Annotated in this window: 22 protein-coding genes; 7 read left to right on the top strand and 15 right to left on the bottom strand. The window is 62.6% G+C overall.

Annotated features, from left to right (window positions below):
* Positions 1-3 precede the first annotated feature (3 nt).
* The 7 genes from pufQ to dxs all read left to right on the top strand — a co-directional run bounded on the left by pufQ (position 4) and on the right by dxs (position 5,743).
* The gene (gene pufQ / locus RAK1035_RS18560) at positions 4-231 is read left to right on the top strand and encodes a cytochrome PufQ (RefSeq protein ID WP_008280387.1); all 228 of its coding nucleotides are present in this window, start codon (positions 4-6) and stop codon (positions 229-231) included.
* A 124-nt stretch (positions 232-355) separates the two neighbouring features.
* Complete coding sequence (gene pufB, locus RAK1035_RS18555) at positions 356-505, top strand: light-harvesting antenna LH1, beta subunit (RefSeq protein WP_008280386.1); 150 nt, start codon at positions 356-358, stop codon at positions 503-505.
* Between the two features lie 15 nt (positions 506-520).
* Positions 521-682: a light-harvesting antenna LH1, alpha subunit gene (gene pufA / locus RAK1035_RS18550; protein WP_008280385.1), complete on the top strand. Its 162-nt coding sequence runs from the start codon at positions 521-523 to the stop codon at positions 680-682.
* A gap of 113 nt (positions 683-795) precedes the next feature.
* The gene (gene pufL, locus RAK1035_RS18545; RefSeq protein WP_008280384.1) at positions 796-1,635 is read left to right on the top strand and encodes a photosynthetic reaction center subunit L; all 840 of its coding nucleotides are present in this window, start codon (positions 796-798) and stop codon (positions 1,633-1,635) included.
* Between the two features lie 3 nt (positions 1,636-1,638).
* Positions 1,639-2,628: a photosynthetic reaction center subunit M gene (pufM, locus tag RAK1035_RS18540; RefSeq protein WP_008280383.1), complete on the top strand. Its 990-nt coding sequence runs from the start codon at positions 1,639-1,641 to the stop codon at positions 2,626-2,628.
* 3 nt (positions 2,629-2,631) lie between these two features.
* Positions 2,632-3,726, top strand: coding sequence for a photosynthetic reaction center cytochrome PufC (gene pufC, locus RAK1035_RS18535; RefSeq protein WP_008280382.1), 1,095 nt, complete (start codon positions 2,632-2,634; stop codon positions 3,724-3,726).
* A gap of 88 nt (positions 3,727-3,814) precedes the next feature.
* Entirely contained in the window at positions 3,815-5,743 is a 1,929-nt protein-coding gene (dxs, locus tag RAK1035_RS18530) for a 1-deoxy-D-xylulose-5-phosphate synthase (protein WP_037297510.1), read from the top strand.
* 2 nt (positions 5,744-5,745) lie between these two features.
* Here dxs and RAK1035_RS18525 read toward each other — a convergent pair whose 3' ends face one another.
* The 15 genes from RAK1035_RS18525 to bchF form a co-directional block, all read right to left on the bottom strand.
* Positions 5,746-6,192, bottom strand: coding sequence for a c-type cytochrome (locus RAK1035_RS18525; protein ID WP_008280380.1), 447 nt, complete (start codon positions 6,190-6,192; stop codon positions 5,746-5,748).
* Between the two features lie 127 nt (positions 6,193-6,319).
* On the bottom strand, positions 6,320-7,534 hold the full coding sequence (hemA, locus tag RAK1035_RS18520; protein ID WP_008280379.1) for a 5-aminolevulinate synthase: 1,215 nt from the start codon (positions 7,532-7,534) through the stop codon (positions 6,320-6,322).
* Positions 7,524-8,336 carry a putative photosynthetic complex assembly protein PuhE gene (gene puhE / locus RAK1035_RS18515; protein WP_008280378.1) on the bottom strand — a complete coding sequence of 271 codons (813 nt, stop codon included), beginning with the start codon at positions 8,334-8,336 and terminating at the stop codon, positions 7,524-7,526. The genes hemA and puhE overlap by 11 nt, the downstream gene beginning before the upstream one ends.
* 63 nt (positions 8,337-8,399) lie before the next feature.
* On the bottom strand, positions 8,400-9,524 hold the full coding sequence (gene acsF, locus RAK1035_RS18510; RefSeq protein ID WP_008280377.1) for a magnesium-protoporphyrin IX monomethyl ester (oxidative) cyclase: 1,125 nt from the start codon (positions 9,522-9,524) through the stop codon (positions 8,400-8,402).
* Positions 9,521-9,817, bottom strand: a complete 297-nt coding sequence (locus RAK1035_RS18505; protein WP_008280376.1) for a hypothetical protein — start codon at positions 9,815-9,817, stop codon at positions 9,521-9,523. The genes acsF and RAK1035_RS18505 overlap by 4 nt, the downstream gene beginning before the upstream one ends.
* Before the next feature lie 15 nt (positions 9,818-9,832).
* Entirely contained in the window at positions 9,833-10,300 is a 468-nt protein-coding gene (gene puhC / locus RAK1035_RS18500) for a photosynthetic complex assembly protein PuhC (RefSeq protein WP_008280375.1), read from the bottom strand.
* Between the two features lie 15 nt (positions 10,301-10,315).
* Positions 10,316-10,948 carry a photosynthetic complex putative assembly protein PuhB gene (puhB, locus tag RAK1035_RS18495; RefSeq protein WP_008280374.1) on the bottom strand — a complete coding sequence of 211 codons (633 nt, stop codon included), beginning with the start codon at positions 10,946-10,948 and terminating at the stop codon, positions 10,316-10,318.
* A 15-nt stretch (positions 10,949-10,963) separates the two neighbouring features.
* On the bottom strand, positions 10,964-11,737 hold the full coding sequence (gene puhA / locus RAK1035_RS18490) for a photosynthetic reaction center subunit H (RefSeq protein ID WP_008280373.1): 774 nt from the start codon (positions 11,735-11,737) through the stop codon (positions 10,964-10,966).
* A gap of 27 nt (positions 11,738-11,764) precedes the next feature.
* Positions 11,765-13,207: a PucC family protein gene (locus tag RAK1035_RS18485; protein WP_008280372.1), complete on the bottom strand. Its 1,443-nt coding sequence runs from the start codon at positions 13,205-13,207 to the stop codon at positions 11,765-11,767.
* Entirely contained in the window at positions 13,204-13,926 is a 723-nt protein-coding gene (bchM, locus tag RAK1035_RS18480) for a magnesium protoporphyrin IX methyltransferase (RefSeq protein WP_008280371.1), read from the bottom strand. Before bchM ends, RAK1035_RS18485 begins: the two co-directional genes overlap by 4 nt.
* Positions 13,926-14,822 carry a ferredoxin:protochlorophyllide reductase (ATP-dependent) iron-sulfur ATP-binding protein gene (gene bchL / locus RAK1035_RS18475; RefSeq protein ID WP_037297426.1) on the bottom strand — a complete coding sequence of 299 codons (897 nt, stop codon included), beginning with the start codon at positions 14,820-14,822 and terminating at the stop codon, positions 13,926-13,928. The genes bchM and bchL overlap by 1 nt, the downstream gene beginning before the upstream one ends.
* A gap of 112 nt (positions 14,823-14,934) precedes the next feature.
* Positions 14,935-18,492, bottom strand: coding sequence for a magnesium chelatase subunit H (locus tag RAK1035_RS18470; protein WP_008280369.1), 3,558 nt, complete (start codon positions 18,490-18,492; stop codon positions 14,935-14,937).
* Positions 18,482-20,014, bottom strand: a complete 1,533-nt coding sequence (gene bchB, locus RAK1035_RS18465) for a ferredoxin:protochlorophyllide reductase (ATP-dependent) subunit B (protein WP_008280368.1) — start codon at positions 20,012-20,014, stop codon at positions 18,482-18,484. Before bchB ends, RAK1035_RS18470 begins: the two co-directional genes overlap by 11 nt.
* Positions 20,011-21,291: a ferredoxin:protochlorophyllide reductase (ATP-dependent) subunit N gene (locus RAK1035_RS18460; protein WP_008280367.1), complete on the bottom strand. Its 1,281-nt coding sequence runs from the start codon at positions 21,289-21,291 to the stop codon at positions 20,011-20,013. Before RAK1035_RS18460 ends, bchB begins: the two co-directional genes overlap by 4 nt.
* Positions 21,288-21,776: a 2-vinyl bacteriochlorophyllide hydratase gene (gene bchF / locus RAK1035_RS18455; RefSeq protein ID WP_008280366.1), complete on the bottom strand. Its 489-nt coding sequence runs from the start codon at positions 21,774-21,776 to the stop codon at positions 21,288-21,290. Before bchF ends, RAK1035_RS18460 begins: the two co-directional genes overlap by 4 nt.
* Positions 21,777-21,955 lie beyond the last annotated feature (179 nt).

The raw sequence follows: 21,955 nt of genomic DNA, 5'->3' as shown, positions 1-21,955 counted from the left end.
ACGATGACTGACATGACATCAAACCCGCCCCGAGTGCGCAGCCGTCAGGCGCGCCGCCGTGGTCTGGAGTTTCAGCTCTATTTTGCTCTGATTTTTGCGTTGGCGCTGCCCTTCGCCACTCTGCGCTGGATGCGCGAAGTGGTGCAGTATCGCACGCTTGATCTGCGCGGACCCTTGGCGCGTGCCTGGGCCGAGGCGGATCGCACAACGCCACTGATTTTCTCGGCCTGATAGGCCGAGATCACGAGCTGCCTGCTCCATGATGGGGCGGACAGAACCCTGCGGGGCCATGCAGGCCCCGAAGGACCCGGTCGCGGGGCACGCGACGTCAGCATAACGTTCCGGAGGAAAGTTCATGGCTGATAAATCTGACCTGTCGTTCACAGGTCTCACCGACGAGCAGGCCCAGGAGCTGCATTCTGTGTACATGAGTGGCCTTTGGCTGTTCACGGCACTTGCAGTGGTTGCACACATTGCAACCTTCATCTGGTTCCCGTGGTTTTAAGGATAGGGGATAGACATGGCAAAGTTCTACAAGATCTGGCTCATTTTCGACCCCCGCCGCGTTTTCGTGGCGCAGGGCGCGTTCCTGTTCCTTCTGGCCGCGATGATCCATCTCGTGCTGCTCAGCACCGACGGTTTCAACTGGTTTGAAATCGCCGCTGCCAAGTATGGTCAGTGATTTCACTGTCCCAATGATCGCTGCGGGCGGGGCCAACGCCGCCCGCGGCTACCTAACGAAACGAAACGGCTGAGCGGGCACCCGCGACGGCCGGACAACGCGGGGACCACGAGATGGCTTTGCTCAGTTTTGAAAGAAAGTACCGTGTCCGCGGAGGAACGCTGATTGGCGGCGATCTGTTCGATTTTTGGGTCGGGCCCTTCTATGTCGGCTTCTTCGGGGTCACGACCGCATTTTTCGCAGCCCTTGGCACGATCCTGATTTTCTGGGGAGCGTCGCAACAGGGGACGTTCAACCCATGGCTCATCAACATCGCGCCACCTGACCTGAGCTACGGTCTTGGTCTGGCACCGCTGATGGAGGGAGGGTTGTGGCAAATCATCACCTTCTGCGCCACCGGGGCCTTTATCAGCTGGGCGCTGCGCGAGGTGGAAATCTGTCGCAAACTGGGGATGGGCTATCATGTGCCCTTTGCCTTTAGTTTCGCGATCCTGGCCTATGTGACGCTGGTGATCTTTCGCCCGCTTCTGATGGGGGCCTGGGGGCACGGGTTTCCATATGGGATCTTCAGTCACCTCGATTGGGTCTCGAATACCGGATATGCCTATCTGCACTTCCACTACAATCCGGCGCATATGCTGGCGGTGACGCTGTTCTTTACCACCACCTTTGCTCTGGCGCTGCATGGCGGCCTGATCCTGTCGGCGGCCAACCCCGAGAAGGGCGAAGAGATGAAGACGCCCGATCACGAGGACACCTTCTTTCGCGACTTCATTGGCTATTCTGTCGGCACGCTGGGCATCCACCGCGTTGGCTTTCTTCTGGCGATCAATGCGGTCTTCTTTTCGGCGGTCTGTATCATCATTTCCGGCCCGGTCTGGACCAAAGGCTGGCCCGAGTGGTGGAACTGGTGGCTCGACCTGCCGATCTGGCCCTCTCAGGTAGGGATGTGAACCATGATTGAATATCAGAACATTTTCACCCAAGTTCAGGTGCAGGGCACGCCCGAGATGGGCATGGACGACACCGGCGGGCGGCTGACGGCCGAACGCGCCGGCAAGCCCTTCTTCTCGACCCTCGTCGGTTGGCTTGGCAACGCGCAGATCGGGCCGATCAACCTCGGCATGCTGGGTGTGGTCAGCCTGATCAGCGGCTTCATGTGGTTCTTTATCGTCGGCCTCAATATGCTGGCGCAGGTGGGCTGGTCTTTGCCCGAGTTTCTGCGCCAACTCTTCTGGCTGGCGCTGGAGCCGCCGGGGCCGGAGCATGGGCTGTCGATGCCGCCGCTCAATGATGGCGGTTGGTATATCATCAGCTCGTTCTTTCTGCTGGTGGCGGTCTGTGCCTGGTGGTTGCGCACCTATCAACTGGCCGCAAGCCACAAGATGGGCAAACATGTCGCCTGGGCCTTTGCCTCTGCCATCTGGCTCTTTCTGGTGCTGGGCCTCTTCCGGCCGATCCTGATGGGGTCGTGGTCCGAGGCGGTGCCTTACGGTATCTTCCCGCACCTTGACTGGACCACGGCGTTCTCGATCCGCTACGGCAACCTCTACTACAACCCGTTCCACTGTCTCTCGATCGTGTTCCTCTATGGCTCGGTGCTGCTGTTTGCGATGCACGGGGCGACCATTCTGGCTGTGACCCGCTTTGGCGGCGACCGGGAGTTGGAACAGATCGTCGACCGCGGCACGGCGTCTGAGCGTGCGGCCCTCTTCTGGCGCTGGACCATGGGGTTCAACGCGACGATGGAGGGGATTCACCGCTGGGCCTGGTGGTTTGCGGTTCTCACCCCGATTACGGGTGGTATCGGCATCCTGCTGACCGGCACGGTCGTGGACAACTGGTTCATCTGGGCACAAGAGCACAACTTTGCGCCGATGTACGACGGGTCTTATGGCTACGAGGCTTATGGCTCTTACGAGGCCTTTATCGGAAAAGGAGAGTAAGCCATGTTTCCCAAATGGTTTGACAAATGGAACCGTGACAATCCGACCAATATCTTTGGTCCGGCGGTGGCCATCGGCACAGTGGGCGGCGCGGTCTTTGTGGCAGCTCTCTTGGTGACATGGGGCCAGCCCTATGCCACCGAGAGTATGCAGACCGGCCCACGCGGCACGGGCATGTCGGTGCCCGAGTTCAAGGTGGATCTGGCCAAGCCCGATCCCTCGATCGAGAGCTTCCTTGCCTCAACCTCGGCACCCGTTGTGCCACAAGGGGGCGAGCAGACCGCCGGTGAGGCCCGTGAAAACGTGCCGCCGGGGTTGGAAAACCTCACGGTTGAGAACTATGATCGCTTGCTGACCGCGATGCGTGTCTGGACCGGAATTCCCGATCTTTTCGAGAGCCCGGACAATTACCAGACCTCTGTGGGCCATGTCATGATCGGCATGACCCAGAACCTCAACGAGGAATGGTCCGGTCACGTCAACGCCAACAAGGAGGTGGGTGTGACCTGTTACACCTGCCACCGTGGTCAGCCGGTGCCCTCGGACATCTGGTACAAGATCAGCCCGGTCAATGAGGCCGTCGAGGGTTGGTCGGCCAATCAGAACCGGGTGACGGTGCAGTCGCAATACACCTCGTTGCCCTCGGACGCGCTTGAGAAATACCTGCTCGATGGCGAGAGCATCAAGGTGCATGATCTTGAATCCCGTGTGGCGGGTGTGCCGGGCACGGATGATTATCCGGGTATCCAGCAGGCCGAGCGGACCTATTCGCTGATGAATTATGTCAGCAATTCGCTTGGGGTGAACTGTGTGTTCTGCCACAATTCCCGCGCCTTCTATGACGGGGCGCAGGTCACACCGCAGTGGGGCACGGAAATCCTCGGGATCGAAATGGTGTTGGAGTTGAACAACACCTATCTCGTGCCGCTTGAGGGTCTCTTGCCCGAGAACCGGCTGGGACCTGTCTATGCTGACGCGCCCAAGGCCGCCTGCAAGACCTGTCACAAGGGATATCAGCAGCCTCTGCAAGGCACCAATGTGATCGGCGACTGGCCCGAGCTTGCCACGACAAGCGGCGAGCCGGATTACAGCAACTGACAAAGCACGGGGGCGCTATGATGCGCCCCCGTTGCCCTTTGCCGCCCCTCGCGCGGGTGGCATCAGCGCCACCGGGGAGGAGGCCGCCATGACCCACACCAGACCCAACACACCGCTTCTGGACCGTATCGCCGGACCATCGGATTTGCGCCAGATGCCGGACCGGCAATTGGCCGCCCTTGCCGATGAATTGCGCGCCGAGGTGATTTCCGCCGTGTCGGAAACCGGCGGGCATCTGGGATCATCCCTGGGCGTGGTCGAATTGACAGTGGCCATTCACGCGGTGTTCAGCACGCCGATGGACAAGCTGATCTGGGACGTGGGCCATCAATGCTATCCCCACAAGATTTTGACCGGCCGCCGCGACCGTATCCGCACGCTGCGGCAAAAGGATGGGCTGTCGGGGTTCACCAAGCGCAGCGAGTCGATCTACGATCCGTTTGGCGCGGCGCATTCCTCGACCTCGATCAGTGCCGCGCTTGGCTTTGCTGTCGGGCGCGACATGGGGCAGGCGACGGGCGATGCGATTGCCGTGATTGGCGATGGATCAATCAGCGCCGGCATGGCCTATGAGGCGCTCAACAACGCTGGGGCCGAGGGCCGGCGGTTGTTTGTCATTCTCAACGACAACGAAATGAGTATCGCGCCGCCGGTTGGGGCGATGTCGTCCTATCTCAGCCGCATGTATGCCAGCGAGCCTCTGGCGCGTATGGCGTCTCTCGCCGAAGGGTTCGAGGCGGCGCTGCCGACGCCGTTGCGAGAAAGCGCCAAGCGCGCGCGGCAATTGGTGACGGGGCTCACGGGCTCTGGCACGCTGTTTGAAGAGCTTGGATTTCAATATGTCGGGCCGATTGATGGCCATGACATGGGGCAGCTTCTATCTGTGCTGCGCGCTGCGCGCACGCGGGCGACGGGGCCGGTTCTGATCCATGTCTGCACCGTCAAGGGTAAGGGCTATGCCCCGGCCGAGGGGGCGGCGGACAAGGGCCACGGCGTGTCGAAATTCGACCCGGCCACCGGCGCTCAGGCGAAATCGAAACCCGGTGCGCCGTCCTACACGGGTGTATTCGGACAAGCGCTGGTCGATGAAGCGGCGCGCGATGATCGCATCGTTGCCGTAACCGCCGCGATGCCCGATGGCACTGGCCTGACCAAAATGGCCGAGCGGTTTCCGGCGCGGGTGTTCGATGTGGGCATTGCCGAGCAACACGCTGTGACCTTTGCCGCCGGGATGGCGGCAAGCGGATTGAAGCCGTTTTGCACGATCTACTCTACCTTCCTGCAACGCGCCTATGATCAGGTTGTGCATGATGTGGCCCTGCAAGGGCTGCCGGTGCGATTTGCCATTGACCGCGCGGGGCTGGTGGGGGCCGATGGTGCCACCCATGCGGGCGCGTTCGACATCGGGTATCTCGGCAATCTGCCGGGCATGACCCTGATGGCGGCGGCCGATGAGGCGGAATTGGTCCATATGGTCGCCACTGCTGCCGCGCATGATGCAGGGCCGATTGCCTTTCGCTATCCGCGTGGATCCGGCACGGGCGTTGCGCTGCCCGAACGGGGCAAGCCGCTGGCCATTGGCAAGGGCCGCGTGATCGAGGAGGGCACCGATGTGGCGATCCTCAGCTTTGGCGCGCATCTTTTTGAATGTCAGGTCGCGGCCGATATGGTGGCGGATGACGGGATTACCGTGACCGTGGCCGATGCCCGCTTTGCCAAACCGCTCGACACGGACCTCTTGATGCAGCTGGTTGGCCATCACCGCGCGCTCATCACGGTGGAACAGGGGGCAATGGGGGGCTTTGGCAGCATGGTTCTGCACGAGTTGGCGCGGCGTGGCGCGTTTGACAAGGGGCTGATCCTGCGCACGCTTTGCTTGCCGGATCGGTTCATAGATCAGGCGGACCCTGCGGATATGTATGCCGATGCGGGCCTGTCGGCCACGGATATTGCCCATTCGATCCGTGCCGCTGTGGCAGGGCGGGCCGAAGTGGTGCCATTGCGGCAGGTGCGCTGACTCTACGGCGCAGGCGGGCGTGTTACGGTCTGAAGATAGGCCCAGACATCCTGTGCCATTTGCACATCGCGCAATTGATAGGCCATCTTGCCGCGTGCCTGCGGATCATCAAGGTAGGTGCGCAAAAATGCCGTGGCATCGCGGATGTAGCCCACGAAGCCCTCTTCGTTCCAGCGTAGGCCGGATGTACCCGCCGCCACCATCGAGCGGGAGTAGTTGAAGCCCGGCACGCTGCCCGCGTGCCGCCCGATCACGCCATAGAGATTGGGGCCGGTGCGCCCACCGCGCACCACCGGCGTTTCAGTCTCGTCGATGATTGAATGGCAGGCCCGGCAATCCTTGAAAAGCGCCTCGCCCCGCTGTGCATCGGCGGCCAGCGTCGCGGTGCCAAGTCCCGACAGCCCAGGAATCAAAAGCCCAAGAATCAAAATCGCGCAAAGGTTGCGCATGCTGAGACCTCCTCGCCTCCGCTTTCCCGTTATTAGGTGGGCGGTCTTGAGGTCAGGTCAATCAGCGGGGCGGGCAGATCACGCGGTTGTCACACCGCGTGCGCTATGCGTTTGACGGCCAGAAATATCACGCCACGGCATGCGCGAGGGCGCATTGCTTCCAGAGCACGGTCAGGGCCCGCACGAGGTGGTCGAGATCGGCATCGGTATGCAGCGGGCCGGGGGTAAAGCGCAGGCGTTCGGTTCCCTTGGGCACTGTGGGATAGTTGATGGGCTGCACATAGATGCCATAGTCGCGCATCAGGATGTCAGCCAGCATCCGGCATTTGACCGGGTCCTTGATCATCACCGGGATGATATGGCTGTCATTGTCCAGATGCGGAATGCCCACCCGGTCCAGCAAGCTGCGCAACCGCGCCACTTGCGCGCGCTGCGCCTGCCGCTCTGTTTGCGATTCCTTGAGGTGGCGGATGCTGGCCGTCGCCGCCGCAGCCACTGCCGGGGGCAGGGCCGTGGTAAAGATAAAGCCGCTGGCGAAAGAGCGGATAAAGTCGCACATCGCGGCAGAGCCGGTGACATAGCCGCCCATGCAGCCATAGGCCTTGCCCAGTGTGCCTTCGATCAGGGTGATCCGATGCGCAAGGCCGCGTTCCTCGGACACGCCACCACCGCGCGGGCCGTAGAGGCCGACGGCATGCACCTCGTCAAGATAGGTCATCGCGCCATGTTTCTCGGCCACTTCGACGATTTCTTCCATCGGGCTGATGTCACCATCCATGGAATAGACGCTCTCGAAGGCGACGATCTTGGGCGCATTGGCGGGCAGGGCGGCCAGTTTGCGATCCAGATCCTCGGGGTCGTTATGCCGCCAGATCACCTTTTTGGCGCGGCTGTGGCGGATGCCTTCGATCATGCTGGCGTGGTTCAGCTCGTCCGACAGGATCACCGCATCGGGCAGGCGCGCGCCAAGGGTCGAGAGTGCGGCCCAGTTCGAGACATAGCCAGAGGTGAACAGCAGCGCCGCCTCTTTGCCATGCAGATCGGCCAATTCGCGCTCCAGCACCAGATGGTGATGGGCTGTGCCCGAGATGTTGCGCGTGCCGCCCGCGCCGGTGCCGCAGGCGTCGATCGCGTCTTTCATCGCTTGGCGGACCACGGGATGCTGTCCCATGCCGAGATAGTCGTTGGAACACCAGACCGTGACCTCTTCGGGTGCGTCTGCATCATGGCTCTTGGCCTTGGGAAAGGCGCCGCATTGCCGCTCCAGCTCTGCGAAAATGCGGTAATTGCCTTCCTTTTTCAGCGCGTCGAGTTGCGCCGTGAACATGGCATCAAAATCCATGATGTCCCTCCGGTCTTGATTTTTCAGGTGTGGGTTTGGGCGCGGGCAGCATCCAGCGCCAGAGTTTCGCATCCGGCAATGGCAGCACCATCAACCAGTGTTCGAGAAGGGCCAGCGCCGTGATCGCCGCCAGCAGGGCAAAGCCAACGGCTGTCTCGGGTGTGGGCGCGGACCACAGCCGCTCGAGCCAGCAGGCCACGGCAAAGCTAAGCGCCGAGACCGTGAGCGGAAAGAACCAGCCCACGGGGGCCATGCGGAAATGGCTGGCCAGATGCGCCAGTTGCGCAGGCAGGAATTCGGTATTGATCTTGGGCACGCCGAAATAGAGGTTCAGCTTGGCGCTGATCCGGGCGAAATAAAGGATGCTGAAGGTCCAGAGACCAACGGTGTTGACCGCATCGGTGGCATAGAGCCAAAGCAGAATCAGCACGCCGGTCAGCAGCATTTCGTGATAGGCGACCGTGCCCCAGGCGCGGATGAACCGCTCCCACCCGACGATATGCGCGGGGCAGGGGCGCTGGTTGGGTCCGGTGATCGCCCCGGTGAGAAAGCTGAGCTCGATCCAACCCCAGATCGCCAATGCCGCGAGGAATGCCCCACAGGCCGCGCCGGTGCCGGTTTGCCCCAAGGTCGTCTCGTAGCCCCAGATACCCAGTGCCAGTACGGGCAGCGCCATCAGCACCGCCCGCCGCCGTGCCGCAGCCCCCCGCCGTTCGCAGAGCCGCACGACAATGAGGATCGCCCCGGTGGCGAACCACCAGAGAAAAACCGCCATCAGCGCTGCGATCCAGGGGCTTGTCACGACTGTCCTTTCATCTGGCTTTAAATACCTCGGGGGGCATGGGGGGCTGGCCCCCCACTTGGGTCAATAGGCCGGTTCCATCCGGGTCGAAGCGGGCAGGGCGTGCTTCTTCGCCGGAATGGTGTAGAGCCCGACAAAGGCCGCCGCCGCGCGCATCTGTGCGCCCAGCGACCGCAAGCGCCCGCTCAGGCCGCCCTGCGTGCGGGCCACTGCCAGATCGGCATTCGCCTTTTGCAGCTTCACCAACCCGGTTTGCCAGCGCGGATGCTCGATATCGAGGGTGATCGGGAAGATCTGTTTGCTGATGTCGGATGTCTTGGTGAAGACCTCATGCGCATACCAATCGGGATCAACGCCAAGCGCGTTATGAAACGCGGGCCGCTGATGGTCGCGCACATACATGGTGGCATAGACCGCCGTCAGGAAGAACTTGATCCACAGCACATTCTTGCCGGAGGTCAGTTTGGGGTCGGTCTTCATCAGAAGCGCAAAGGCCTCGCCATGGCTGAACTCGTCGTTGCACCATTCCTGAAACCATTTGAAAATCGGATGAAAGCGGTGTTCGGGATGCGCCTCGAGATGGCGAAAGATCGTGATATAGCGGGCATAGCCGATCTTTTCGCTGAGGTAAGTGGCGTAATAGATGAACTTGGGCCGGAAATAGGTGTATTTCTTTTGCTGGGTCAGGAACCCGAGGTTCACCGCCACGCCCGCTTCGCGCAGCGCGTCGTTGATGAAACCGGCATGCCGGGCCTCGTCGCGCGCCATGAGTTGAAAGAGCTGGGTGATGTCCTTGTTGTTGCCGCGCCGCTTCATCTCTTTGTAGAGCACGCAGCCCGAGAATTCGGCGGTGCAGCTTGAGACCAGAAAGTCGATGAACTCTTTCTTGAGCTTCGGCTCCATCCCGTCCCAATCGACATGGTCCCAATCTTCGTTTTTCTTGAAGTGGCCCTTGTTGGGGTCGGCCTCCATCTGATCAATCAGTTTGTCCCAGTCTTCGCGCACCGAAGAGACGTCGACCGCGTCAAGCTCATCGAAATCGGTGGTGTAAAAGCGCGGCGTGAGCAGGGTGTTCTGCATTGCCAGTTCTGTGGCGGCCTTGCTGTCGAACTTGGCATTCGCCTCTTGAATGGCCAGACCCTCTTCGACGGTGGTGGCGTCGGCGGAATGTTTGACGGCGATATTCATAGCGTCACCTCGTCGGAAAAGGAGAATTCACAGAGTTCCATCACTTCGAAATCGCCGGTCCAGCGGGTCCAGAGACGTTCGAGGGCGCTGGCGCGGATGATGGTGGCCTCGCGATCCTCACTCACGACCATGCCGTAGGGGGCCATGATTTCGGGGCCATGCACCTTGACGCTGTCGCCGGGATAGACGGTGGTGCCGTTGTTGAAACGCACATGCGCGTGCAAGCTATCGAAACAGTGGCTGATTTCGACCGTGCAGGGGGCGCGTTCAACTTCGCGTGTCAGAAGTCCCATTGTGGTGATCCTTTCCTAGCGGGTCAAAAGTTTGGTGAAAGCCATCGAATTGGTCTGGCCAAAGCCCATCAGATCGGCACCCCATCCGGTCGAGGGGTCGTAGACCGAGAGGCGGCCATCCTTGCGGGCGATGATGGTGACAGGGCCGGTGAGGGGCACGCCATGCTTGGCGCGCTCGCGGTCGAGAACGCGCGATACGCCGGCGATAAAGCCGCCCTCTTCGGGCGAGAGCGTTGCGATCAGTGCGCCATTGGCATCGAGAACCTTGGCGGCACCGCTCATATCGCCGCTGAGGAACACATGGCGCTCCAGCACGATTTCGCTGTCCGGCGGGGTGGCGACCAGCGGAGCATCGGTGAGGCGCGCATAAGTGACCAGCGCCAGCACCGCCAGCACCAGACCCAGCATCGCGCGGATCATCACGCGCGGCACAAGTTCGCGATCTGCTGGGGCCTTGTAACGGGGGGCGCTTGTATCGGTCATCTTATCCGCTCCTGTTCATTCTGCCGCGAGGGCGTGCTGCGGGGCGCTGCGGGCGATTTTGGGTGTGGCAACGCGGGTCTCTGCCGCCTCGGCCAGAAGATGCGCGACCTTGGCCGCCTCTGGGATGCAGCGCAGCGCAGGCTGGGTGCGGCGCATGACCCAAGGGCGCACATGCGGCCAGCACACGAGGTAGCTGAGGCGCGTGTCGCCCATGAGGTCGAGCACGATGGTGCCGGTTCCGCCTTTGGTCAGTTTGAGATCGGCGCGCCCGACCTGCGTATAGGGCAGGTTGAGCGTGACCGTGAGCGCCGCGCCGATGCGCATGGCCACGCGGCGGTTGGTGATCGTGTAGACCGTGGCGCGGGCCTGAATATAGCCGACCAGCATCAGCATAAGGCAGACCACGATCCCCATGATCACCAGCGGCAGGGCGGCCGCGATGGCTGTGACAAGTGGCATCTGGTCCATCATGGTGATGAACCGCCAGACCGCGAGCACGACGAAATAGCCTGCCACCCATGGCAGGCTGAGCGCCTCGACGCTCAACCGCCACCAATCGGGCGCTCCCTGCCAGAGGATACGCTCGCCCTCGGGCGGGGTTTCGGGCAGGCCCCTTACGGGTTCAACGGCAAAATCGTCGTGGCTCATGGTCTTGGCTCCTTCTTATCCCAGCAGTGGCTCTTGCCGCGCGGTGCTGGCATAGAGTGTGCCGCCGCCGTAATAGCCGCTGATCTTGTCTTCCTCGAGCAGGGTGACCTGTCGCGGTGAGGCATGTTGCGGAACGCCTGCGAAATGCGGGCCAAAGATCGAGCGGACGTTGACGCGGTCCGACTTGATCCGGGCAAAGGTGATCGGCACCAGACGCTTGCCTTCGCCATGCGGTGCGGCCAGCTCGATTTCCAGGTAACGGACCAGTTGCTCGGGCTCGTCGATCCACATGTCGCTGATCTTGCCGACGATCTCGCCATCACCGGCCATCACCGGCAGGCCACGCGGATCACGCCCTGCGGCCACCACGAAATGCTCGGTTGCGGCCATCGGCACGATTTTGGGATGGCCGTGGCCGTCCAGTTCCGGCACATCGCGGCGCGGTGCCCAAGAGGCGGGACCAACCCCATCAACCATCGGATTGCCGGTGGGCGCAAAGGGGAAGCCATTGCCAGCCGCGGTCTTTTCCAGCGCCAGATCGGTACGCTCGGGGTTTTGGCCCGAGGGTACAGTCAATTCACCCCGGCCATGCGGCAGCTTGAAGGTCTTGTCGCTTGGCAGCGGAAACAGGCCCTGATTGGCCGACAGCTTGCCATCGTCATCCTCAAGCGGATAGCCCTCGCGCATGTTTTCGCGCTGAATGTAGAAAATCAGCAGGGCAAAGAATCCGTAAAACAGCCAGAGTGAGAGGCTTGCGAGATCAAAATTTCCAAAGAACGGCTCGGTCATATCAGACTCCTTTCGAGCGATCGCAGGTCATGTGGGGAAATCGGCCAGCCCGATGCGGCCGCCCCCGGAGTGAGTTGTGCTGCCGGCCTGTTTGAACCGCACCAGCGGGCCAAGGACGGCAAGGGTAACGAACAAAAGGGCAATTTCCCCGTGATAGACGACGGAATAGCCAGTGGCGGGCGTGCTGAGCGCCTCGCCCATCTGACCGGAAAGGGCGAGATGATTGACCACGTCGCGCACGCCGCCGCCGATGGCAATCGAGAGACCCGCCGCGGTGGCCTGTGCGGCCCCCCAAGCCCCAAGCGCCAGGCCATGCCCGGCAACGCCGCCTGCGGCCAGCGCCATGGCTGCCGTAAGGGTCGAGACTGCGAAAAGCCCGCCGCCAAGACCAATCAGGCCAGCCCCGGCGAAAAACAGGGCAGGCGCCTGCATCGGCGCCGCAAAGATCACGGTTGAAAACGCGACGATCCCAACCAAAAGGCCCGTACCCGCCATCCGGTAGGCATTTGCCCCCCGCAGCAGTGCGCGGCCTGCAAGACCAAAGCCCAAAAGTGCGCCAATCGCCCAGACCGAGGTGAGCATCGTGGTGGAGGAGACCGACAGCCCCAGAACTTCGCCGCCATAGGGTTCGAGCAGCACGTCCTGCATGTTAAAGGCCATGGTGCCAAGGAACACGACCGCCAGCAGCCGCCCCGCTGTGCCCCCCGCCATAAGATCCGCCCAAGCAGCGCGGAATTCGGGGCGCGGGGCCTCGCGCTCTTCCCGGCTCATGGGATTGAGTTTTTCCTGTTTCCAGAGTGCCACAAGGTTGAGCAGGATGCCTGCCAAGGCCGCCCCCTGCACCACGCGCACCAGTGTGAAAGGTGCGAAATCCCGCAAAAGCCAGCCGATCACGATGGCCGAAATCGCCATGCCCAACAGGAACATGACGTAGAGCAGCGCCACGACGCGGGGCCGCGTTTCATCGGTTGCGCGGTCGCTGGCCAAGGCCAGACCGGCGGTCTGGGTCATATGCAGGCCAAGGCCGGTCATCAGGAACGCCAGCGCCGCCAGCACCTCGCCTGCCCATGTCGGCCCCACCTCTTGTTGGCCCGACAGAACCAAAAGCGCGAAGGGCATGACGGCAAGGCCGCCCATCTGCCAGAGCGAGCCGAACCAGAGATAAGGGATACGCTTCCACCCCAAGGCGGAGCGGTGTGTGTCTGACCGGAATCCCATCAGGGCCCGGAACGGCGCGATCAGCACCGGCAGGGCGATCATCGCCGCAACCACAAGGGCCGGCACGGAGAGTTCCACGATCATCACCCGGTTGAGGGTGCCCAACAGAAGCACCGTCGCCATCCCCACCGACACCTGAAAGAGCGACAGGCGCAACAGTTGCCCAAGTGGCAGACCCTCGCTTGCCGCATCGGCAAAGGGCAGCCAGCGCGTGGTCAGTGCCATCAGGGGGGAGGGGCGGCGCGTGCTCATCTGTGAACCTCCATCGCCTGAGAGATGTAAAAGCCTGAGGTCACGCGGGCCAACGGGCGCAGGCTGGCGGTGCTGCCGGCATAGCGCAGCGCCCGTTGTAGCCGTTTGGCCGAATGGGGCACCATGCTGGGCGAGCGGTCGGCGCGCGGGAAAAGTTTGCCCATGCGCCACATCGCCATCAAAAGCGGCGTGCGCGGCGCTACGGTAAAGACCACCGTTGCGGTGGTGCGCGCGGCCAGCGCATCAAGCGCGCGCGCGAGGTCGGATTCGGTGTAATAAATCAGGCTGTCCATCGCCATGACGTGATCAAACCGGCCAAGGGCAGGATTGAGCATATCGCCTGCGTGAAAGCTGACCAGCGGGGCGAGCGCCTCTGGCAAGCGCCGCCGCGCCACGTCGATGAGGGCGGGGGAAATATCCACCGCCATCACCTCGGCCCCGCGCGCGGCCAGCTCTGCTGTCATTTGCCCGGCACCACAGCCCGCATCGAGCACGCGCAGCCCGCGCATGTCTTGCGGCAGGCGCGCCAGCATCTGCGCGCGCATCCGGTCACGGCCCACGCGGACGGTCTGGCGGATCTTTGACACCGGCGCATCACTCGTCAGCCGCTCCCAGACTTGGGTCGCGGTACGGTCGAAATAGGTTTCGACCCGGTCGCGCGTCTGCGCCCAGTCATCTTGTGGGGTCCCAAGGGCCGGAGGTGCGCTGAAGTCTCGCATCAATCGAACCCTAGCAATTCAAAGATGTCCCGGTCTTCCATCGGCGCGGGGGCCAGCGGATCGGTGCCATTCCAAAGATGTTGTGCGAGCCCGGTGTAGATATCGCGCACCATCTGCACCTCTTCATCCAGCTCCATTTCGAACAGTGTCTTTTTCTTGAGGCGCGAGCGGCGGATGGCGTCGATATCGGGCATATGGGCAATGCGGTTAAAGCCCACCACGTCGCAATAGCGATCCACCTCATCGGTGTCCTTGGATCTGTTGGCGACGCAGCCCGCCAGCCGCACCTTGTAATTGGCGGATTTGGCCTGCACGGCCGCGATGATCCGGTTCATCGCATAGATGCTGTCGAAATCATTGGCGGTGACGATCAGCGCCCGGTCGGCATGTTGCAGCGGGGCTGCAAAGCCACCGCAGACCACATCCCCCAGCACGTCAAAGATCACCACATCGGCATCATCGAGCATGTGATGCTGCTTCAGAAGTTTGACCGTCTGGCCGACCACATAGCCACCACAGCCGGTGCCCGCAGGTGGGCCACCAGCCTCGACGCATTTCACGCCGCCCCAGCCCACAGTCACGAAATCCTCGGGGCGCAATTCTTCGGCGTGGAAATCCACGCTCTTGAGAATGTCGATCACCGTGGGCTGCAACTGGCCTGTCAGGGTAAAGGTGCTGTCATGCTTGGGGTCACAGCCAATTTGCAACACCCGTTTGCCCATGGCGGCAAAGGCCGCCGAAAGGTTGGACGAGGTGGTCGATTTGCCGATCCCGCCTTTGCCATAGACCGAAAAGACCTTGGCGCCTTCGATTTTCATATCGGCGTCCTGATGCACTTGCACCGATCCCTCGCCGTCCTGTCCCCTCAAGTTGGGAATGTCGTCGCGCGGGCTCATATGGTCCTCCAATCGGCTTGCGCCGTGATGTTGTGTTTCATCGGTCCCGAAATACTCCGGGGGTGTGGGGGCAGGCCCCCACTCTGACACTGGTCATAGTCACAAACAGTCGTCATTCTGCGGCCACCCCTTCCATCCGGTCTTCCATCGCTGCGGCGGCTGATTGCAGCGCGGCGAGGGTTGCCGCGTCGGTCTGCCAATAAGCGCGGTCATGTGCCTCGAGCAGGCGGTTCGCCATCCGCGAGGAGGCCACCGGGTTGAGATCGCTCAACCGCTTGCGCATCGCCTCATCCAGAACAAAGGTTTCGGAAATCCGCTGATAGATCCACGGCTCTACCTGTCCGGTGGTGGCGGACCAGCCCATCGTATTGGTGACATGCGCCTCGATCTGGCGCACACCCTCGGCCCCGTGGCGCAAGAGGCCCTCGTGGAATTTCGGATTGAGCGAGCGGGCGCGGGTTTCCAGTGCGACCTGATCGGCGAGCGTGCGCACGGTGCCGGTGCCGCGTGTGGTATCAGAGATATAGATCGCCGCCTCTTTGCCGCCGCGCGCGCGGCGCACGGCGCGGGAAATCCCACCCAGCGTGTCAAAGTAATGGTCGACCGTGGTGACACCCAGTTCGACCGACTCGAGGTTTTGATAGGCCACTTCGACCCGTTCCAGCGCCGCTTGCAACAGCGCGCCTTGCGCCTGTGCCTTACCGTTGACGCCATACGCAAAGCCTTTGCGCGCCTGATAGGCATCGGCCAGCTCGTCTTCGTCGTCAAAGGCAGAGCTATCGACCAGTTGATTGACATTGGAGCCATAGGCGCCTTCGGCATTCGAGAACACCCGCAGCGCTGCCGTTTCCAGATCGCAGCCGGTCTTGGCCATCTGGGCGCGGGCATGGGCGCGGATATAGTTCATCTCGTCCGGTTCATCGGCCCCGGCCGCCACCAGCGCTGCCTCGGCCAGCATCCGCACCTGAAGCGGCAGCAGATCGCGGAAAATGCCGGAGAGTGTCATCATCACGTCGATGCGCGGGCGGCCCAGCACGTTAAGCGGGATGAGGTCTGCGCCCGAGAGGCGGCCAAAAGAGTCAAACCGCGGCTTGGCCCCCATCAGCGCCAAGGCTTGGGCCATGGGCGCGCCATCGGCCTTGATATTGTCTGATCCCCAGAGCACCAGCGCGATGGAGCGTGGCAGGCTCTTGTGCGTTTCCAGCAGACGTGCCGCTTGCCGCGCGCCATCGCGGCAGGCGAATTCGGTCGGCATGCGGAAGGGATCGAAGGCGTGGATATTGCGCCCCGTGGGCAGGATATCCGCCGAGCGGATCAAGTCGCCGCCGGGGACGGGCGGGGTAAAGTGCCCGCCAAGCGCCCGCAAGAGCGCCGCAATTTCGGTTTCCTGCTGCAAGAGCGCATCGACCCGCGCCCGCGTTTCGGCATCAGTGCCGTCCATGATCGCAAGATACCCGGCGCGCGCTTCGGCGCTCATGGGGCGGCCCAGCACGTGCAGGCCTTCGGGGATCAACGCGTCTTCGGTTTCAAGCAGTTTGAGCCAGAGCGTGTCGGGCTCGCGCCCGCCCATGTCGACGGTGACGGCTTGTTCGGCGATGAGGGCGCGCAATTCCTCGCGCTCGGGCGCGTCGCCCGCCATTTCACGCCACCGCTTGAGGCTGTCCTTGAGTTCCACAAGACCCTTGTAAAGGCCAGAGGCCGCCAGCGGCGGGGTCAGATGTGTGACGGTCACGGCCCCGGAGCGGCGCTTGGCAAGGCTCGCCTCGGACGGGTTGTTGGACGGGTAGAGGTAGACATTGGGCATGTCGCCAATCAGGCGGTCCGGCCAGCAGGCAGCGCCCGGTCCGGCCTGTTTGCCCGGCATGAATTCCAGCGCGCCATGCATGCCAAAATGCAAGAGAACATCGGCGTTAAAGCGGTTCTTGAGCCAGAGGTAGAATTGCGCGAAAGCATGTGTCGGGGCAAAGCCATGCTCGAACAGCAGGCGCATCGGGTCGCCCTCATAGCCAAAGGCCGGTTGCAGCCCGACAAAGACATTGCCGAACTCGGCCCCAAGGATGAACACCCCACGCCCGTCCGATTGCACCTTGCCGGGGGCAGCGCCCCATTGCGCCTCGATCTCGCGGAGCCAGGGTGTGCCGGCCACGATATCGTCGGCGCTGACATGGGCCGCGATATTGGCCTCTTGTCCATATTGGCGGGCGCTGCCCTCTAATACGGCACGGCGCAGCTCTTCGACCGTTGCGGGCGGGGTCAGGTCATAGCCGCGCGCGGCCATGGCGTGCAGCATGTTGTGCAGCGATTGAAAGACATCGAGATAGGCCGCCGTGCCTGCCGCACCGGCATTGGGCGGAAACCCAAAGAGCACGATGCCCACGCGGCGCGTTGCCACCTCTTGCCGGCGCAGATGCGCCAGCCGCGCGACCCGCGCTGCCAGAACCTCGATCCGCTCGGGGCAGGGGGCCATCGCCTTGGCCCCGTCACCGGTGCAGCGGCGCGCGCAGCCGTCGCAGGCCGTATCGCCATGGCGCCCGGCAAAGACTGTGGGGTTTGTAGCGCCGTCGATTTCGGGCAGGGCGACCAGCATGGTCGTCTCGATCGGGCCCAATCCGCCTGCCGATCCGGCCCATTGTGCAAGGGTCTGAAATTCGAGCGGATGGGCCGCGACATAAGGAACATCCAGACGGCTGAGCACATCAACCGCCGCGGCGCTATCATTATACGCGGGGCCGCCCACAAGGCTGAACCCGGTCAGAGACACAAGCGTATCGACACGCCCCTCGAAGAACCGTTCGACCGCCGGGCGGCCATCGAGACCCGAGGCAAAGGCCGGGATCACCTTGAGGCCGCGCGCCTCGAACGCGCGGATCACGGCGTCATAATGGGCGTGATCGCCCGACAGAACATAGCTGCGCATGACCAAGAGGCCGACAGTGCCGGTGGTTTCTTGCGGTGCGGGCAGGCGGGCGAGGTCGGTCGTGATCCGCTCTGGCAGGTCAGGATGGTAAAGGCCCACTTCGGGGTAATCCTGCGGGGCCGGGGCGCGGAGTGCGCGCCAACGTGCCTCGTGACCATAGCGCGACATCAGGAACCGCAGCATCGCTTCGATATTGTCGTCTGATGTTCCCAGCCAATATTGCATGACCAGAAACCACGCGCGCAGGTCCTGCGCCTTGCCGGGGATGTATTTCAGGATGCGCGGCAAGCGCCGCAGCATCTTCATCTTTTTCTCGCCCGATTCTGCCGACGGCTTGTCCGTGCCGCGCAGCCGCTTGATCAGCTTGCGTGCGCCGGTTTCGGGGGCGGCCATATCGAGCGTGCCCATGCGGGTCAGTTTCACGATCTGGGCATCGGCAATGATGCCGATCATCGCGTCACAGTGATCGCGCCGCGCCTGAAGGTCGGGGAGGATTGCCCGGATGTGATCTTCGAGAAACAGCAGGCTGATGAGGATCAGGTCGCCGCGCGCGATATCGGCACGGGCTGCCTCGAGTGCTGTGGGGTTTTCGCCCCATTCGGCAGCGGCATGCACCTTGAGCGTGAGACCGGGGAATTCGGCCGCCATCCGCTCTGCCACGCGGGCGCAGGCACCCGCCGCATGGGCATCCAGCGTCAGGATCACGACGCGGTAGGGGGCCGTTGCGGCCGGGGGGATCACGTCATCGCGCATAATGGGCCTTTGCCTCGTAAAGCGTGTCGATGCCGATTTCGTTCAGCCCCTTTTGCGAGGCGAAAATCTCGGTGTTGCGCCGGGCCTTGCCGCGCACGAAGAAGGGGATCTTCTTGAGTTCGCGTTCGGCGTCGGCCAGCCAGACCACCACGTCGGATGTTTTGGCAGGTGTGTCTGTCGGGGCCGGGGTCTCTGCAGGGGCTTTGGCTGTGTGCTGTCCGCCATGGTGGCTGGCACCGGCGGCATCGTGGAACTCGAAATCGTCGCGGAACATATGCAAAAGATGCTCTTCCAGCCCCATCACCAGCGGATGCACCCAGGTATCAAAGATCACATTTGCGCCTTCGATCCCCATCTGGGGGGAATAGCGCGCCGGGAAATCCTGAACATGGACGGGGGCCGAGATCACGGCGCAGGGAATGCCCAGCCGCTTGCCGATCATCCGCTCCATCTGGGTGCCGAGGATCATCTCGGGCGCGGCGGCCTCGATCGCGGCCTCAACTTCAAGATAGTCGTCCGTGATCAGCGCGGTCAGACCGTATTCTTTGGCCAGCGCGCGAATGGGCCGCGCCATTTCGCGGTTGTAGCAGCCAAGGCCCACCACCTCGAAACCCATTTCGTCGCGGGCGATGCGGGCGGCGGCGGCGGCATGGGTGCCATCGCCAAAGATGAACACGCGCTTGCCCGTAAGATAGGTGCTGTCGACGCTGGCCGAATACCAAGGCAGGCGCAAACGCTCTTCATCCATTGCCTGAGGAACATTGGCCAAGACGCTGACTTCGCGAATGAAATCGCGGGTGGCGCCAACGCCGATGGGAACGGTTTTGGTAAAGGGCAGGCCCAGTTCCCGCTCCATCCAGCGGCAGGCGCTCTCGCCCGTCTCTGGGTACATCAGCACGTTGAAATGCGCGGCCCCCAGCCGGGTGATGTCAGACGGCGTGGCCCCATAGGGCGCACAAACATTCACCGAAATGCCCATATCGGCCAGCATGCCGGTCAGTTCGGTGATGTCATCCCGGTGCCGAAATCCAAGGGCTGTCGGGCCGATCAGATTACAGCTGACCTGCGCGGTTTTCTCAACCGGCTTGGCCAAGGCGCGGGTGATCTGGAAAAAGGTTTCATCTGCGCCGAAGTTTTCCTTGCGCTGATAGCTGGGCAGTTCCAGCGCGATGACCGGGACGGGCAGGCCCATCATCTCGGCCATGCCGCCTGGGTCGTCCTGAATCAATTCTGCGGTGCAGGACGCGCCGACAATCATCGCCTCGGGCTTGAACCGGTCATAGGCTGCCTGACAGGCGGTCTTGAAGAGATTGGCGGTATCGGCCCCAAGGTCACGCGCCTGAAAGGTGGTGTAGGTCACGGGGGGGCGGTGATTGCGCCGCTCGACCATGGTAAATAGCAGGTCGGCATAGGTATCGCCCTGCGGTGCGTGCAGCACGTAATGCAGCCCCTTCATCGCGGTGGCGACACGCATCGCGCCGACATGCGGCGGGCCTTCATAGGTCCAGAGGGTGAGCTTCATGATGCCGCCCCCAGTTTTAGGGCCGCACGGCGGCGCATCGGGCGCGAGAAGAGCCCCGCCAGATCGCCCGCCTGTTCGTAGAAATGCACCGGGGTAAAGACCAGTTCGATGGCCCATTTGGTGGCGAGCCCCTCGGCCTCGAGCGGGTTGGCAAGGCCCAGACCGCAGACGGTCAGGTCGGGCTGTGCCGCGCGGCAGCGGTCAAGTTGCCGTTCCACATCCTGCCCTTCGGTCAGTTGCGGACCTGCCTCGAGCAGATCGAGATCGGGGCCTAGGATGTTCTTGTGCAGAAAGGGCGTGCCCACTTCGATGGCGCGCATGCCGCATTCGCGGGTCAGGAACCGGGCCAGTGGAATTTCCAGCTGGCTGTCGGGAAAGAAGAAAATCGACTTGCCGCTCAGGCTCTCGGCGGCCTGGGCCACGGCGCGGGTTGCGCGGGCGCGGGGGGCGGCGGTGACACGCTCGAATGTGGCGTCATCGACGCCAAACTCATTGGCTACGGCGCGCAACCAGCCGGTCGTGCCCTCAGCGCCAAAGGGGAAAGGGGCGGGCAGATGCCGCGCGCCGCGCCGCTCTAATGCGGCCAGGGTATCGCCAAGGAACGGTTGCAACAGGGCAAAAACAGTGTTCGGCCCCACGCTGAGCGGATCATCCGCCCGGCGCGCGGGCAGGATTGCCACATCGGTGATCCCCATCTGTGCCAGCAGATCACGGGCCTGATCCTCGACCACATCGGGCAGGGCCCCCACCAGCATCAACTGGCGTGCGTCGGTTTCGGGCAGGGAAGGCACCATGGAGGCCAGACAGGCATCCTCGCCTTGGGTAAAGGTGGTCTCGATTCCTGAGCCGGAATAGTTGAGCACGCGCACATGTGGGGCGTGCTGCACGCTCAGCTTTTCGGCGGCGCGGGCGAGATCCAGCTTGATCACCTCGGAGGGGCAAGAGCCGACGAGGAAAAGTTGGCGAATGTCGGGGCGCCGCGCGATGAGGCGGCCAACCTCGCGCTCAAGTTCGACCTGAGCATCGGCGAGACCGGCAAGATCGGTTTCTTCCAGAATGGCGGTGCCGAAACGTGGCTCGGCAAAGATCATCACGCCGGCGGCGGATTGCAGCAGATGCGCGCAGGTGCGCGAGCCGACCACCAGAAAAAAGGCATCCTGCATTTTGCGATGCAGCCAGATGATGCCGGTCAGACCACAAAATACCTCGTGCTGACCGCGTTCACGCAGAACAGGGGCTTCGCGACAGCCAGTGCTTGGGGGGGTGTCAAAGCTCATGCCGCCTCTCCTGCTTGAAGGCGCGCCATGCGCAGTTTCCACAGGAATTGTCCGGCGTTGATGACATAAGCCGCATAGGCCGCCAGTGCGAGACCCATCAGCGCGTGAGGGGTCAGGGCATGGGTCCAGAGCGCCCAGAGATAGGCGGTGTGCAGGGCGATGACGCCAAAGCTGAACACATCTTCCCAGAAGAACGCAGGCGCAAAGAGGTATTGGCCGAACACGACCTTTTCCCAGACAGCGCCCGTGACCATGATGAGATAAAGAACCCCGGTCTTGATTACGATTGACCAGGTGGCCGCGGCGAAACCGTCACCCGTGATGAGGTAACGCAGCACAAGGCCGAGTGAGATGAGAAAGACAAGAAATTGCACGGGTGCGAGAATGCCCTGCACAAGCGTCCAGACCGTGGCATCGCGGCGCGCGCGCTCTGCGGCGGTGTAGAGCGCTCCGGTCGCTTGTTGATGATGCGCCTGTCGCGCCATATCCCCTCCGGTCCCGTGTCTCTGGCCTGTCCTGATGCTACGACCTGAGGGCTAAATGTGTCAATTATAATTTACACTTTTGGGCGCGGTTAACTTGTAATGAAATCTGGACGCGTGTCGCGCGGCGGCTTTGCGGCGCGGCTTCAGCGGCTTTTTTAGGCGGTTGATCGCCCATTCTG

It is taken from the genome of Roseovarius sp. AK1035 (genome assembly GCF_003288315.1).
In the GTDB taxonomy this organism is placed as follows: Bacteria; Pseudomonadota; Alphaproteobacteria; order Rhodobacterales; family Rhodobacteraceae; genus Roseovarius; species Roseovarius mucosus_A.
The sequence above is the reverse complement of the archived record's forward strand: the minus strand, read 5'-3'. Positions and strand labels throughout refer to the sequence as shown.

Bases quoted from the DNA above. Each gene is read 5' to 3' on its own strand.
- dxs (WP_037297510.1), top strand. From the start codon at position 3,815: ATGACCCACACCAGACCCAACACACCGCTTCTGGACCGTATCGCCGGA.
- pufM (WP_008280383.1), top strand. From the start codon at position 1,639: ATGATTGAATATCAGAACATTTTCACCCAAGTTCAGGTGCAGGGCACG.
- pufA (WP_008280385.1), top strand. From the start codon at position 521: ATGGCAAAGTTCTACAAGATCTGGCTCATTTTCGACCCCCGCCGCGTT.
- bchL (WP_037297426.1), bottom strand. From the start codon at position 14,822: ATGAGCCCGCGCGACGACATTCCCAACTTGAGGGGACAGGACGGCGAG.
- RAK1035_RS18505 (WP_008280376.1), bottom strand. From the start codon at position 9,817: ATGGGACTTCTGACACGCGAAGTTGAACGCGCCCCCTGCACGGTCGAA.
- puhB (WP_008280374.1), bottom strand. From the start codon at position 10,948: ATGAGCCACGACGATTTTGCCGTTGAACCCGTAAGGGGCCTGCCCGAA.
- RAK1035_RS18485 (WP_008280372.1), bottom strand. From the start codon at position 13,207: ATGAGCACGCGCCGCCCCTCCCCCCTGATGGCACTGACCACGCGCTGG.
- acsF (WP_008280377.1), bottom strand. From the start codon at position 9,524: ATGAATATCGCCGTCAAACATTCCGCCGACGCCACCACCGTCGAAGAG.
- bchF (WP_008280366.1), bottom strand. From the start codon at position 21,776: ATGGCGCGACAGGCGCATCATCAACAAGCGACCGGAGCGCTCTACACC.
- pufL (WP_008280384.1), top strand. From the start codon at position 796: ATGGCTTTGCTCAGTTTTGAAAGAAAGTACCGTGTCCGCGGAGGAACG.
- RAK1035_RS18470 (WP_008280369.1), bottom strand. From the start codon at position 18,492: ATGCGCGATGACGTGATCCCCCCGGCCGCAACGGCCCCCTACCGCGTC.
- pufQ (WP_008280387.1), top strand. From the start codon at position 4: ATGACTGACATGACATCAAACCCGCCCCGAGTGCGCAGCCGTCAGGCG.
- bchB (WP_008280368.1), bottom strand. From the start codon at position 20,014: ATGAAGCTCACCCTCTGGACCTATGAAGGCCCGCCGCATGTCGGCGCG.
- RAK1035_RS18525 (WP_008280380.1), bottom strand. From the start codon at position 6,192: ATGCGCAACCTTTGCGCGATTTTGATTCTTGGGCTTTTGATTCCTGGG.
- RAK1035_RS18460 (WP_008280367.1), bottom strand. From the start codon at position 21,291: ATGAGCTTTGACACCCCCCCAAGCACTGGCTGTCGCGAAGCCCCTGTT.
- bchM (WP_008280371.1), bottom strand. From the start codon at position 13,926: ATGCGAGACTTCAGCGCACCTCCGGCCCTTGGGACCCCACAAGATGAC.
- puhA (WP_008280373.1), bottom strand. From the start codon at position 11,737: ATGACCGAGCCGTTCTTTGGAAATTTTGATCTCGCAAGCCTCTCACTC.
- pufB (WP_008280386.1), top strand. From the start codon at position 356: ATGGCTGATAAATCTGACCTGTCGTTCACAGGTCTCACCGACGAGCAG.
- hemA (WP_008280379.1), bottom strand. From the start codon at position 7,534: ATGGATTTTGATGCCATGTTCACGGCGCAACTCGACGCGCTGAAAAAG.
- puhC (WP_008280375.1), bottom strand. From the start codon at position 10,300: ATGACCGATACAAGCGCCCCCCGTTACAAGGCCCCAGCAGATCGCGAA.
- pufC (WP_008280382.1), top strand. From the start codon at position 2,632: ATGTTTCCCAAATGGTTTGACAAATGGAACCGTGACAATCCGACCAAT.